At 48.5% G+C, this 14305-nt stretch carries 8 protein-coding genes; 7 read left to right on the plus strand and 1 reads right to left on the minus strand.

Annotation, left to right across the window (positions count from 1 at the left end):
- The 3 genes from NDI33_RS22925 to NDI33_RS22935 all read left to right on the plus strand — a co-directional run bounded on the left by NDI33_RS22925 (position 1) and on the right by NDI33_RS22935 (position 2207).
- Positions 1 to 630 carry a response regulator gene (locus tag NDI33_RS22925; protein WP_190676250.1) on the plus strand — a complete coding sequence of 210 codons (630 nt, stop codon included), beginning with the start codon at positions 1 to 3 and terminating at the stop codon, positions 628 to 630.
- Positions 631 to 1068: 438 nt separating this feature from the next.
- Positions 1069 to 1614 carry a DsbA family protein gene (locus tag NDI33_RS22930; protein ID WP_190676252.1) on the plus strand — a complete coding sequence of 182 codons (546 nt, stop codon included), beginning with the start codon at positions 1069 to 1071 and terminating at the stop codon, positions 1612 to 1614.
- 149 nt (positions 1615 to 1763) lie between these two features.
- Entirely contained in the window at positions 1764 to 2207 is a 444-nt protein-coding gene (locus NDI33_RS22935) for a hypothetical protein (protein WP_190676254.1), read from the plus strand.
- Between the two features lie 214 nt (positions 2208 to 2421).
- On the opposite strand, the gene NDI33_RS22940 is transcribed toward NDI33_RS22935, so the two are convergent.
- Entirely contained in the window at positions 2422 to 4770 is a 2349-nt protein-coding gene (locus NDI33_RS22940; RefSeq protein ID WP_348245673.1) for a tetratricopeptide repeat protein, read from the minus strand.
- 282 nt (positions 4771 to 5052) lie between these two features.
- Between NDI33_RS22940 and NDI33_RS22945 the strand changes: the two genes are divergently transcribed.
- The 4 genes from NDI33_RS22945 to NDI33_RS22960 all read left to right on the plus strand — a co-directional run bounded on the left by NDI33_RS22945 (position 5053) and on the right by NDI33_RS22960 (position 14275).
- Positions 5053 to 6567: an NB-ARC domain-containing protein gene (locus NDI33_RS22945; protein WP_190676258.1), complete on the plus strand. Its 1515-nt coding sequence runs from the start codon at positions 5053 to 5055 to the stop codon at positions 6565 to 6567.
- A gap of 175 nt (positions 6568 to 6742) precedes the next feature.
- On the plus strand, positions 6743 to 10489 hold the full coding sequence (locus NDI33_RS22950; RefSeq protein WP_190676259.1) for a filamentous hemagglutinin N-terminal domain-containing protein: 3747 nt from the start codon (positions 6743 to 6745) through the stop codon (positions 10487 to 10489).
- Positions 10490 to 10515: 26 nt separating this feature from the next.
- Complete coding sequence (locus NDI33_RS22955) at positions 10516 to 13350, plus strand: CHAT domain-containing protein (protein ID WP_190676262.1); 2835 nt, start codon at positions 10516 to 10518, stop codon at positions 13348 to 13350.
- Positions 13351 to 13474: 124 nt separating this feature from the next.
- Positions 13475 to 14275 (plus strand): DUF928 domain-containing protein, encoded by an 801-nt coding sequence (locus NDI33_RS22960; RefSeq protein ID WP_190676264.1) that lies wholly within the window; start codon positions 13475 to 13477, stop codon positions 14273 to 14275.
- Positions 14276 to 14305: the final 30 nt, after the last annotated feature.

Genomic DNA, 14305 nt, shown 5'->3' on the forward strand with positions numbered 1-14305 from the left:
GTGAACCAGTCAAACATCATTCGCGTCTTGGTTGCCGACGATCATCCCGTCGTAGCGCAGGGGTTGGTGGCGTTGCTCGAATGCGAGGCAGATATTACCGTTGTCGGACAAGCCTATGATGGGTGCCAAGCAGTGGAACTGTTCCGCCAACATCAGCCCGATGTAACGTTAATGGATTTGCGGATGCCTCAAATGGATGGTGTTGCTGCTATTGCTGCTATCTGCACTGAGTTTGATGATGCTCGGATTATCGTGTTGACTACCTACGATAGTGATGAAAATATTTATCGGGGACTTCGGGCAGGTGCAAAGGGTTATCTGCTTAAGGATGCTGAACCTGACGAACTTCTGGTAGCGATTCGCACGGTTCACAGCGGTAAAAAATACATCCCACCTGATATAGGAGCCAAGCTGGCGGAGCGGATGAGCAATCCCCAACTGAGCGATCGCGAGTTGGAAGTCGTCCGTCTGATGGTTGCTGGCATGAATACCCAAGAAATTAGCACGGCTGTGTCTATTGCTGAGAGTACCGTTAAGTTCCATGTCAACAATATCTTGAGTAAATTGGGAGTCAATGACAGGACTCAAGCCGTCATCGCAGCAATTAAGCGAGGGATAGTTAATATCTAGGGGGTGGGTGAAGCAGGAAACAGGCCTCAATCTAGGCAGATCCAAGATTGTCTAAGTTCTGTAGAACGATCTACCACATAAACCAGCTAATCGGCATTTATAGCAGTCGCTAAGGCAATAATTACTTGCTATGATTTATAAAGAAAATCTTAATAATTCTCTAGCTCTTATAGTATTTAAGGTTTAGAGCGGATATCCTAATAGACTTCATACAAAAGACCACTGCGGTACACCAAAAGTAGTACCTAGTACCTAGCCGCAAGTTAGAGTAATTTCTTCATCTCAGAGTCAGCTTAAGGCTGACCTTTTTTATAGGTGAAAAAACTAACTTCAATCCGGCGACAACAGCAGGCAACTTCTCTACACTGAAACCAAGGATAAATCAGGTAGGAGGTTTTATGATATCTCGTCGTTGTCACAAATCATTTTTTTACTTCAATGAGTCAGGCAAATGAGGGTAATAGGCTATCTGTTCCTCCCTCAGAACGCGATCGCATCCAAGGATCACTCGACGCCCCAGTAGTGCTAGTAAAATACGGCGATTACCAGTCTCCTGATTGCGGTGAGTCTCACAGGATCATCAAAGCGATTCAGCAACAACTCGGCAATCGTCTAAGCTTTGTCTTCCGTTACTTTCCCCAAACCTCGATCCATTCCCAGGCTCAAAAAGCAGCGGAAGCTGCTGAAGCCGCAGCCGCGCAAGGTCAGTTTTGGCAGATGCACGACACGCTATTTGAGCATCAGCAGGCATTAGATAACGGTTATCTCGTTGAGTATGCCAATGAACTAGGACTCGATATACCCCAGTTTCTGCAAGCTATGTGGAGGCACGTTTATGCCGATCGCGTCAACGAAGACGTTGAAAGTGGCTTACGCAGTGGTGTCACCACTACTCCAACGTTATTCATCAACGGTATTCGTTATAACGATGTCTGGAACTTTGAGAGCTTATTGGCTGCGATCACCAGAATAGAGAATCCCTAAGAAAGTCAAAAGTCAAAAGTCAAAAAAGAAACCTCAGGATGTCTCAGTATTTAGGCTGTTGCTCGCATACAAGTTAAATGCAGACTAGCTGAGCAGATGTAACCAGACACCGCAAGATTACCGAATCACCGTTCAAGAGGATATGACCGATGATGAATTACAAACAATTAGTTGTGGGCTATAGTTTCCTGAAGAAGCTTCAAACCCTAGATTGGCAAACCATCCGTTATCATTTGCTCAACTCTGACGAGGGTCGAGACTTCACTCCAGCCCAAGCAGCGCGTGCTATCTGGCAGTACGGTTTGTTTCTATTCCTAGCACAGCAATATCCGGGTATGCGACTGGTACCCACCGAAGAAATTGATGCAGTCCTGCACGCTCATATTGCCACTGATCGACAATATCACGATGATTGTCAAACTCTATTTGGTGGCTGTGTACATCACTCTCCGGGACTGGGAACGCGAGGTGATCGCGCAGAATGGCTTGAGGCGTTCGCTCGCACAAAACAACTGTTTGAAAAAACGTTTGGTCCAGGTGCGATGGGTTATTCAACCCCTGCTGCCTGCGACATACTTTTAGCATTCAATTAAAAACCATGAGTACTCAAGGCTCCTTAACGGACTTTTCCTTAGTAGAAATTCTTCAGTTTATCAAGAACGGAAAGAGAACTAGCTTGCTAACGCTGAGTAATTTATCCGTATCTAGAAAGAGTGGCTTGAGCAGCGCAAGACTAAAATTTTTAGTAACTGGGCAATGCACCAAATTGCTGAGCGGTATAAATCGAACTCCCATTATTCTAGAATGTTAGCTGCCTCCTAAAAGAGCTGTATCAAGAGTGAGGACTAAAGTGCATGCCTCTTCTGCTTCAGGTAGCATTCCTAAAACTTCAAAGTTGTTAAACGCTTCAATTGCCCACTGCCGCGCCTCACTTAGATTTCCGTGCGCTCTGGCTAGACTCGCTAATGAATACTGGCAGAAGGCAATGCGAACCTTATCTTGGTTAACTTGGGCAACATATAATCCTTCTGTCAGAAGTTTGTGGGCATCGTCCAGTTCTCCTTGCACAATTGCAATGTCAGCCAACCAATTTTGAATAGAAAAGATGGCTCTCCGCCAATCAATTGTCTGAGCATAGTTGAGTGCTTCAGAAAACAGTGGCTTGGCTTTGTCGTAAGCTTCTTGCTTAAAACAGATCTCGGCTTGGTAGTAACGGATTTGTGTCAGCCATCGCAGTCGTTGTTCCTCTGGAAGTTCAATATTCGTTAAGAACTCTAATGTTTGGTTGAGCCACGACTGAGCCTCGTCAAATCGCCTCTGTTGAATCCGGAGAATCGCCAGATGTTTAGACAAATTCATCTCAAAGAATCGATCTTGATACTGTCGTAGATCCCAAGCTTTCATGAAAAGTGAATCGGCTTCATCTAACTGAGCGGGTTTTCCCATTGCCGTAAGAGTCTCGCCTCGATCCACTACAATCTCTGCAAGGATTGACCAATCACCTCGTTGTTCTGCCGTTTGAATCAGGGATACCGTCCAAATCAAGCGATCGTCCCAATGTCCCAGGCGACTTTTCCGGCTACCCATGATATGAGTGTATGCCTTCGTGTTCCGCCAAAGATCGAGCAGAGCGGCATAGCGTCCTTCAACCACACAAAAGTCAATGACAGCTTGTAAATTCAACCATTCCTCTTCTAGCCCCTCAAACTGAGCCTGCCACTCCTGGGCATCTTGCCCTCTATACTTTTGGGAAAAGCTTAAGTACCAGCCGATCCAGCGATCGCGTGCCTCACTCTCAAAGTCCGGGTGAGCAGCCAATTCAGCAAGCGCATACTCTTTGGTTAAGGGTAAAATGCCATAACGGTTTTCTTCATGCTTCACCAAAGAGAGTCCTCGCAATCTAGCTAAGGCGTTCTTGACAACATCAGCTTCAGCGTCCGGTACTGCCACCTGAACGAGGGCTTCTCGTAATGCAGACACAGGAAATAGGGCAAGCGACATCAGAAGCTTGTGCGCGGTTTGCCCTCGCAGGGGTTTCACTGAACTCTCAAAACAGAAGCGAGCAACATCCCCTGTGGTTTGAGACATTCGTTCCAGCACTTCCTCCATCGGGAAGCCATTCGCCAACTGTCCAATGGCATAACTGATGGCAACTGGGACACCTCCAGTTCCTTTGTAGAGAGCTTGAGAATCTTCTGGACTCAGGATTACTCCTTTCTCTTGCGCTTCATACTGAATCAAGTGGAGAGCATCTGGCTGGGGCAATGAGGTCAAACGCACGGGGACAAACATAATTTGTTCGCGGGTAGTGATGACTGTTTTCACCGTAGGTGGCAGTTCGTACAGAAATGCCAGGACATCCTGCTGGTTTTCGATCGTCTCCAGATTGTCCACAATCAGCAGGGTGCGCTGGTGCGACAGAGAATCTTTAATCAGGTCTACTTGCTCTACAAAACTAGCTCCGGTGATGTCTAAGTCGTCTAGAGTACGAGCGATCTGGCGGAAAATGTCGTTGAGCGTGCGTCGAGGAGCAAGGCTTTTCAAAACACCAAAGGGAGTCAGGTAAGATTCTTTGGCAGAGGTAAAGATAATCGCCTCAAAGGTAGGTACGCCAAGGAAAGCTCCATCACCGTAACTAGTACGCAGGCAACGATAGGCGGCTTCCACAACTAAGGTTGTTTTCCCTACACCACCGATGCCATCAATACTGATCAAGTGGGCTGCGTGGTTAGGTGAAAGCAGTTCCATCAATCGGGCAACTTCCTCCTTACGACCAATGAAGGTTGTACAGCTCGGAGCGGGTAAGTTGTTCGGCACCCGTTTAGAAGGCTCTATAGAAGGTGGAGAGGATAAAGGAGGAGCTAAAAATGCAGAAGAACTGTCTTCTTTCTTTAGACTGTCTGGGTTTGATTCCTTCAGTAGTTTCTGTAGCACAAGTTGAACAGTATTGACCCTTACTTTCTGCCCTGTAGCGTTTGACAGTAGCTCCCAAAGTTCGGGGCAGAAGACCCTCTGGATGGTGCTGTCAGCGTACCCAATCACGCGAATATCCTTGAGTTTGCTTCCTTGCAAGGCTTGTTCGAGGATGCACGCTTGGATATCTCCTAAAGCTTTGCCCGTTTTAGCAAGAATTTGATTGTTCGCTACTCCGATCAATTGTGATATTTCTTCGATACTCATCAGCCAGCCAGAAAGGGGTGCTGTATTGAGCGTAGCTTGGATGATCTTCAGGAGTCACCCATCTTGAATAAACTGAAGAATTAAGCTGTAAATTCTGAAGATTTTGAAGGGGATGGCTGAAGATACGGCTGAATTTTGAGACACAAAATGAATTTGATCTCAATTATTGTTCAAGTAATCGTTGTTTATTGTTTCAAAACTAGACGAGTTTCATTTTTTTAAAAGCTCTACAGCCGTTACTAAATAGGACAGTAAGATATGTACGCTCTTTCCTCTGTAGAAAATTTTTCTTTAGAAAAGTCAAATCGCCGCTCGACGACTTCCAAATTCCCTTTTAAAGCTAGACGCAGCCGGGGGGTTATACTCAGCTTTCACGGCTGGGACAAGTTCCAAGCTGCCAAAACTCAAGCCGAGTTTGATGAAAACTATGGAAACCGCTTCACTCTTGAGGATCTAAGCGATCGCACAAGGTTGGCTTTGAATACCATTACCAAAGTCCTAAAACGCACAGAGTCTGTAGACAAGCAGTCATTGCAGTATGCCTTCCAAGCCTTTGGGTTAGAGTTGAGCGAGAGTGACTATACCCACCCCACTTCCCTGTTTGAGGCGTTGCAAACCCGGCAGGATAACCCGCAGCAGGACTGGGGGGAAGCAGCAGATGTGTCCCAGTTCTATGGGCGAGAGGAGGAATTATTCCAGCTTCGGCAGTGGAGCATAGCAGATCATTGCAGATTAGTGGCACTCCAGGGGATTGGTGGAATTGGCAAAAGTACGCTGGCAGTGAAGTTGGCGCTGCAAATTCAAACGGAGTTTGAGATAGTGGTGTGGCGAAGTCTCCGAAATGCACCACCATTGGAGGAGTTACTAGAGAGTATCCTGTCATTTGTACTGCGGATACGGGGAGAAAACCCAGTGATACCCAATAGCATAGATGGAAGATTATCCATGTTGATGGAATGCCTGCGTTCCTCGCGGTGTTTGCTAATCTTAGACAATGCCGAGACGATTTTGAGCAGTGGGGAACGGGCAGGGCAGTGTCGAGACGGGTATGAGGAGTACTCTCAACTACTCCAGACTGTTGGAGAAGTGCCGCATCAAAGTTGCTTGCTGCTGACGACGCGGGAAAAGCCCAGCGCGATCGCATTGCTCGAAGGTGAGAAGTCAAAAGTGCGATCGCTATCATTGAAGGGACTCAAAGCCGAAGCAGGGCGAGAGTTGTTCCAGCAAAAAGGGCAATTTGCAGGTTCAGAGGCAGAGTGGAGCCAACTGAGCAAACACTATGGAGGCAATCCTCTGGTATTGAAGCTGGTGGCAGCAGCGGCCCAAGAGCTTTTCAATGGCACAATTGCGGAGGTATTTAAGTATGCACAGGAGGGAGTTCTAGCCTTTGAACAAATCCGCGATCTCTTGGAAGGGCAGTTCAATCGCTTGTCTGCGTTGGAGCAGGAAGTGATGTATTTGATGGCGGTTAGTCAAGAACCCGTATCCTTTGCTCAGTTAGAGAAGGACATCGTCACAGTCGCCTCCAGGCGCAAGCTGCTAGAAGCAATGAATTCCCTATTGATACGGTCGTTAATTGAGAAGGACGGAGAATACTTCTGGGTGCAACCCGTTGTGATGGAATATGTCACGGAGCGATTCGTTGAGCAGAACTGTAGCGAGATTGAGACGCAACAGATAGAACACTTCAGGAGTCATACCTTGGTCAAAGCGCAGGCGAAGGACTACGTGCGAGAGTTGCAAGAGATTCAATTATGGCGGGCATCCGCTTAATTCGGAAGAGGCAAAAAACGGATAGAGAGTCCTAGCCCAAACTTTAAAGATTTTAGCAGAACCCAACCTAGACAAGTAGCTCTTGTCAGCAATAGCTAATAATTAGCAATTCTAGAAAGACTTATGTATCGGTCAAATGATACAGTCTAGCTACTTTCATAGGCAGAAACTTGAGATGAAAGGGTGTTATCTAGAAAAATGGCTTTTGACTAGCAGTGTCTTGTATGCACTCTTTAGCTCTAACCTTTGTGCCGCACAAGTAGTTGGAGATACAACACTGCCACTAGGTGAACAATCGCAAGTTACAGGCAATCCCAATTTCCAAATCGATGGTGGAGCAAGGCGGGCTGGCAATCTATTCCACAGCTTCAGCGAGTTTTCTGTCCCCACAGGCGGTACTGCTTTCTTCAACAATGCGGCTGACATCCAGAACATCTTCAGTCGGGTTATCGGGGCATCGATTTCCAACATTGATGGGTTGATTCGAGCTAACGGCACTGCAAACCTTTTCTTGATCAACCCCAATGGCATCATCTTCGGCGAGAATTCCCGTCTGAATGTGGGGGGTTCGTTTGTAGCAAGTACGGCAAGTAGTATAAAGTTTGCCGATGGCACAGAGTTCAGCGCAGTGAATCCATCCATCCCACCCCTGTTGACTATCAGTGTGCCTATAGGTTTGCAGTTTAATGGCACGGAAGGCGATATCGTCGTGAGGAGTGATAAACCTGAACCCTCTGAACCCTTATCTTCCACCAACCCGTTTACGGAAGTGGAGGATGCAGGGCAAACTCTCGATACTAGTCAGACAGTTAATAGCCAATTTTCAGGGACAAGCTTTGACGCTATCTCAGGGACACTTTCTGATAACAGTGACGTGGACTTGTACCAACTTTTTCTGACTGAGGGTCAACCCTTTCAGGCAACAACGCTAGATGGGACTGATGTAGATACTCAGTTGTTCTTGTTTGATGCCACGGGTTTGGGTCTTCACAGTAACGATGACAGTGAGGGAACACTTCAATCAACAGTGCCAGAAGACCAGCCGTTTACGCCGACAGTATCCGGCACTTACTACCTAGGCATCTCTAGCTACGATAACGACCCCTTGAGTCCACTCGGTAATATTTTTCCAAACTTAGATGAGTCACCACTGAGTGGTTGGAATGGTAGGGGTGAGGACAGTGGAGCCTACACGATTAACCTCACTAACTCTAACCGCTCAACAGCGAACAACGGAACCGGGCTACAGGTGCCAGCAGGACAAAGCCTGTTGCTAGTCGGTGGCGATGTCGGGTTAGAAGGCGGGCAAATCATTAGTCCGGGCAGCCGAGTGGAGTTGGGTGCCGTGGCGGGACAGGGGATGGTGGGGCTGAGTGGCACGGCGGGTGACTGGCGGTTGAGTTTTCCCGATGGTGTAGCGCGGGCAGACGTTTCCCTGAGCAATAGCGCTCAGATAAACGTTCGAGCTGGGGGAGGTGGGAGTATTACCGTTACGGCTCAGAACGTGACTCTGAGCGAGGGCAGTAGACTTCTAGCTGGGATCAACGATGGGTTAGGCTTTGCTGGTACTCAATCAGGGGACATTCAACTTGACGCAATAGATAGGATAGACATAACTGATGTCAGCTTTATCAGCAACAATGTGCGTCCTGGAGGTACGGGTAATGCAGGTAACGTGAATATTAGTGCTCGCGATACCGTCTCTTTGGAGGATATCAGCGCTGTATTCAATGTCGTGGACTCAACTGGTGTCGGTAACGCTGGCAATATCAACATCACGACAGGGTCGCTGGCTCTCACAAGGGGCAGTCAACTGGTTTCCCGCACGAATGGACAGGGAAATGCAGGCAGTGTAAATATTAATGCTCGCGATACGGTTGCCCTAGATGGAGAGAATGCTAATACATTTTCCACTTCAATATGGAGCCTTGTAGGAGATGGAGGCGTGGGTAATGGTGCTGGCATTAACATTCAAGCCCAACAGCTCATCGTGAAATCAAATGCTGGACTGTTTGGGGATGTATTGCCGGGCGGACGGGGACGGGGAGCAGACATCAATCTAGATATCAGTGGCACCATCTTGCTCGTTGGTGGAACAGATTCTGGCTCAGGAGAATCTGCCAGGATTACCTTGGGAGTGCTGCCACAGGCGATTGGGTCGGGTGGAAACCTTCGCATCAGGGCGGGGTCTTTACTCCTACAAGATGGCGGTTTCATCAAAGCCAGTACGCAAGGACAGGGAGACGCAGGCAATATCGACATCAGGGCGGATAGAGTTGATATCTCTGGCAGCGTTCCCAGCAATGGCTTACCCAGTGGTTTGTTTACCAGTAGCGATACGGCGGGCAATGCGGGCGATATTACCATTCATACTCAGACCTTTCGGATTGCAGATGGAGCCGCCCTAAGCGCCCGCAGTCGAGGCGATGGGCAGGGGGGAGATATCACCGTCAATGCCGCCCGCTCCTTTGAAGCGCTCAACGGCGGACAACTGATTACCACCACCTTCGGACAGGGAGGGGCTGGCACTATCACCGTCAATGCAGGAGAGCAGCTTACGATCATAGGGAGCGACCCCAATTACGCCGAGCGCCTTGCTAGATTTCCCAATCCCATCAGTCCATACGTTGCCAACGCCATCACCGAAACAGGTGCAGCTAGCGGCTTATTCGCCAATACCGAGCCTAACTCCACAGGGCGCGGAGGCGATATCCAAATCGCTACCGGACAATTAAATGTTCAAGCAGGGGCGCAACTGATTACTAGCACCTCTGGTAGCGGACGGGCGGGAGACATCACGGTGAACGCTCCAGATATCCAACTGTCGGGTGCGAATAGTGGGCTATTCGCTCAAACCACTACTTCTGCCGATGCAGGCGACCTCACCATTCAGCCACTCGGAAACGGGCAAAGTGTGCGGGTGAACCTTCAAGACGGGGCACAAATCTCTGCCTCCACCTCTAGCCGTGGTAATGGGGGAGAACTCACCATTACCGCTCCTGAATCCATTACTCTCACCGGGAATGGTTCCATTATTGCCGCCGAGACGGGTGGTAGCGGCACGGGTGGCAACTTAAATCTACGAACCGGAACCTTGAACATTCAAAACCAGGCAGAAGTAACGGTCAGCAGTGAGGGCACAGGCAGTGCGGGTTCCTTGTTTGTTGATGCCGATCAAATCTATCTCGACAACGGGGGCAGAATTCGGGCAGACACGTCTGGTGGTGGGGGCAATATCAATTTGCGATCGCCCCTAATTGTGTTGCGAAATGGCAGTAACATCACGACTAATGCTAGAGGAAGCGACATTCCCGGCGGCAACATCAACATCGATACAGACAACTTGGTTGCCGTCCCAAACGAAGATAGCAACATCACTGCTAATTCTGAGGATTTCCGTGGCGGGAACGTAACCGTGAGAGCTTCGGGCATCTTTGGCATTGAGTTTAGAGAGCAACCAACTCGCTTAAGCGACATCACCGCCACGGGAGCCAGTTCGGAGTTTAGTGGCACAGTAAACCTGATCACGCCAGGGATTGACCCCTCAAGAGGACTAGCCGAATTGCCTACAGAAGTAGTCGATGCGTCGGACGCGATCGCTCAAGGGTGTCGAGATGTTCAAGGCAGTTCCTTCGTAGTCACGGGTCGTGGGGGCTTGCCGCCTACCCCTCAACAAGCCTTGGGAGATGACCCCCGTTGGCGAGACTGGCGCACTCCTGCTAGAGTTAGCCGTCAGCCGAACACTACTCCTGCTAATGGAACTTTACCGCCTTCCACTAACCCCCCCAGCAGTAAATTAGCGCGGGTAGAAGCGACTGGGTGGGTCTTTGGAGCCGATGGAAAGGTCATGCTCACGGCAAGTGCGCCTAATGTGACCTCTCCCAATCGTTGGGGACAGCCAGTTAATTGCGATGGGTCTTGACACTCCCAAAATTTTGGAAAACTCCTATGTCTAAGCGAGTCCGCCAGGCAAAGTTCTTCTTGAAGCGTAGCCCCTTACAGAAGCAAAGATGGCTTGTGTTCATCTTATTAGCTCTGGTGGGAGCGATCGCAGCCGTCAGCCTGCACACCACAATTGCATCACCGTCGTCAAATCGCCAAGTTGGTAGTGTTGTCCGCGCAGGCGGACTTGGTTTATATAGCCGCGAATTCCATTCGCCAGGGCTTAATTTAACGGCTAAACAATCTGAATCCAAATCCAACTCCCCAAGCCCCCAATACCTAGCCCCTAAACTCTCTGACGCAATCCAACAGGGAAAAGAACTCTACCAAGCCGGACAATTTTCAGAAGCAGTAACGGCTTGGCAACGGGCAGCAACAACGTTTGAAGCTCAAGGGGATGTACTTAACCAAGCCCTAACCTTAAGCTTTCTGGCCTCTGCCTTCGAGCAACTCGGACAATGGACTGAAGCAACCAAAGCTATAACCCAGAGTCTCCAACTTCTGGCGAACAACAAACAACAGACCAGTGATCGCCAACTCATTCTTGCCCAAGTCCTCAACACTCAAGGGAATTTGCAATTAACTCAAGGTCAAGAGTCCGATGCTGTGGAAACCTGGCAACAAGCTGAAGCTGCCTACCAGAAAGCGGGTGATGAAGTCGGGATACTCGGTAGCCAAATTAACCAAGCTAGAGCCTTGCAAGCACTGGGGCTGTACAAACGAGCCACCATGATCTTAGAGGAGGTGGAAAAGACTCTCCAAAAGCAACCCGACTCGGCGCTTAAGGTAGCTGGATTGCGTAACCTTGGTAATACCCTACGTCTTGTCGGCGATCTAGATCGAACCCGTATTGTCTTGCAGCAAAGTTTAGCAATTGCTGAACGATTGCGGGAAGAGTCGCGCTTATCCTTAGATGAAGATGAATCAGCTTCAGACATTAGTGGCATCCTTATGAGCTTGGGCAATACCGTTCGTGCTCAGGGGGAGACTGACACAGCCCTGAAGTTTTATCGTCAAGCAGCAGAAACTGCTCCCTTGCCCACCACTAAAATTCAAGCTCAAGTCATTCAACTAAACCTGTTAATCGAGGCAAAACGATCGGCAGAGGCTCAAACTCTATGGACTCAAATCCAACCCCAACTTGCTGAACTACCTCCCAGTCGCCTAGCTGTTTATACCCAAATTGACTTTGCCCAGAGCCTGATGAAGATAGGGAGAGAGGGAGGAGGGGGAGTAACTGAACCTATACTCGCCTCTGCTCGACTGTTAGCGAATGCCCTCCAACAAGCGAGAAGTTTAAACGATGCCAGAGCAGAATCTTACGCTCTTGGCAGTCTTGGTACTTTGTACGAACAGACTCGGCAGTGGGACAACGCTCAAGAGCTAACTCGACAAGCGCTAATCCTAGCTCAGATTATTAATGCACCAGACATTGCCTACCAGTGGCAGTGGCATTTAGGACGGCTGTTGAAAGCTCAGGGAGACATTAATAACTCGAAGCCAGACGCGATAGGTTCTTCCCACACACACAAAGCAGGGGTAAACGAAGCCATGCGCGCAAGCGCGATCGCAGCTTACACGGAAGCTGTCAACACCCTCAGCTACCTACGCAAGGATTTAGTCAGCATCAATACCGATGTGCAGTTCTCTTTCCGGGAGAGTGTGGAACCCGTTTACAGAGAGTTAGTTGAACTGCTTCTACAATCCCCGCAAGGCGGTGAACCCAGTCAGCAAAACCTCAAACAAGCTCGTGAAGTCATTGAATCGCTACAGTTGGCAGAACTGGACAACTTCTTTCAGGAAGCCTGTTTAACGGCTAAACCCGTACAGGTTGACCAAATTAATCCTCAGACGGCGATCATCTACCCAATTATTCTGCCAAATCGATTAGCCGTTATCCTTTCCTTTCCCAAGCAACCCTTGAGCTACTACGAAACTTCTTTACCTCAGAGTGAAGTAGAGCGCATCTTAGACCAGATGCAACAATCCCTAAGACCCACGTCCTTTACCCAGGAGCGTTTGCCCATAGCAAAACAAGTGTATGACTTACTTCTGCGATCGGCGGAAGATAAGCTAGCCGCAAGTGGTGTCACCACCCTGGTATTTGTGCTAGATAGCTCCTTACGAAACCTGCCAATGGCAGCTCTCTACGACGGTCAAAAGTATCTAATAGAGAAGTACAACATTGCTCTCGCCCCAGGTCTACAATTGCTCCAGCCCCAACCCTTAGAACGCCAACAGCTTAAAGGATTAGTGGGCGGACTGAGCGAAGCGCGTCAAGGCTTTTCAGCTTTACCATCTGTAGCTATTGAAGTTAATCAGATCGAGTCTGAGATACCTTCTCAAGTACTTCTGGATCAAACTTTTACCAGCACAACCCTCCAAAGTCAACTCAATTCAGCGCCATTTCCTGTAATTCACCTGGCAACCCACGGTCGGTTTAGTTCTAGGGCTGAAGATACATTTATTCTTACTTGGGATGATCGCATTAATGTTAAACAATTGGACACCCTACTCCGATCCAGAGAACAAGGTGAATTAAACCCGATTGAATTACTGGTTCTAAGTGCGTGCCAGACGGCAACTGGCGATCGACGGGCGGCTTTGGGACTAGCTGGATTAGCTGTACGCTCAGGAGCACGCAGCACTCTCGCAACGTTATGGTCAGTGAATGACCGCTCGACTGCATTCTTCATGGTAGAGTTTTACCAAGGACTAGGTCAGCCAGGAGTGACCAAATCCCAAGCCGTTCGTACTGCTCAACTAGAACTATTGAAACAGCCCCAATACGAGCATCCTTATTACTGGGCACCTTTCATTCTCTTGGGAAATTGGCTTTGATGCTTGTCATAATGTATGACGCATCTACAGTACGTTACAGCGAGTAGCAAAAAACAAAAGTAGCTGCTGCACCTCCTAGTTTTATCTAGAACTTGGTAATCAGGGAATAGGGGATAGCTTACTCATGGTTTGGATAAAATTCCTGTTGCCTCTTGCACCCTTTTGGGTTGCTCTGAGTTTAGAACTGGTTATTGCTCCTAGTGTTTTAGCAAGGATACAGACGCAATTAGCTTCGCTACCGGGCAAAACGCGATCGCACCTCAAAATCTCAAACTATGACAGCTATAATCAGAGGCAAATCAATGCTCAATTACCACCACCGCCAAATAATCCTGACGAGACGACGGGGGGAGGTACGCGAGACGGAGGCAGATGCCCGCAGGATGCAATAACTTCAGAGCCACCTCTCACCGCCTTGAGTCCAGTTACTGAACCGGGGTTAACGGTAGCAGAGCGTCCGACATTTCTAGCCTATGTTCCACAAACTACTGCCCAAACGGCAGAATTTAGTCTATTCGATCAAAACAATAAGGGTATTTACCAGACGACCTTTGGTCTGACCAATACTTCCGGCATTGTCAGCTTTAGCTTACCGCCTAATGCACCGCCTTTGGAGATTGGTCAGGATTATACGTGGTCGTTTGCTATGATTTGTGACCCTAAAAACCGACTACAAGACCAATTCGTTCGTGGCAGGATTCGACGAACTAAACTCAATTCAGCCCTGATAAATCAAATCGAAAAGGCAGCACCAAAGAAGCGTGTTTCTTTATATAGAACTGCTGATGTTTGGTATGAAGCAGTCTTCACGCTGTTTGAGCTACAACACTCCCAACCCGCCGATCCGAGCGTGAGTGCAGCGTGGAAAGAACTGCTCAACTCAGGTGGATTGAATTCTATAGCTACACAGCTAGTTAAAAAATAGTATTCTATCAATTTGTGCCAGCAGTTAGAT

This window comes from Trichocoleus sp. DQ-A1, assembly GCF_039961955.1.
In the GTDB taxonomy this organism is placed as follows: domain Bacteria; phylum Cyanobacteriota; class Cyanobacteriia; order Cyanobacteriales; family FACHB-T130; genus FACHB-T130.

Bases quoted from the DNA above. Each gene is read 5' to 3' on its own strand.
- NDI33_RS22930 (WP_190676252.1), top strand. From the start codon at position 1,069: ATGAGTCAGGCAAATGAGGGTAATAGGCTATCTGTTCCTCCCTCAGAA.
- NDI33_RS22935 (WP_190676254.1), top strand. From the start codon at position 1,764: ATGATGAATTACAAACAATTAGTTGTGGGCTATAGTTTCCTGAAGAAG.
- NDI33_RS22945 (WP_190676258.1), top strand. From the start codon at position 5,053: ATGTACGCTCTTTCCTCTGTAGAAAATTTTTCTTTAGAAAAGTCAAAT.
- NDI33_RS22950 (WP_190676259.1), top strand. From the start codon at position 6,743: ATGAAAGGGTGTTATCTAGAAAAATGGCTTTTGACTAGCAGTGTCTTG.
- NDI33_RS22955 (WP_190676262.1), top strand. From the start codon at position 10,516: ATGTCTAAGCGAGTCCGCCAGGCAAAGTTCTTCTTGAAGCGTAGCCCC.
- NDI33_RS22960 (WP_190676264.1), top strand. From the start codon at position 13,475: ATGGTTTGGATAAAATTCCTGTTGCCTCTTGCACCCTTTTGGGTTGCT.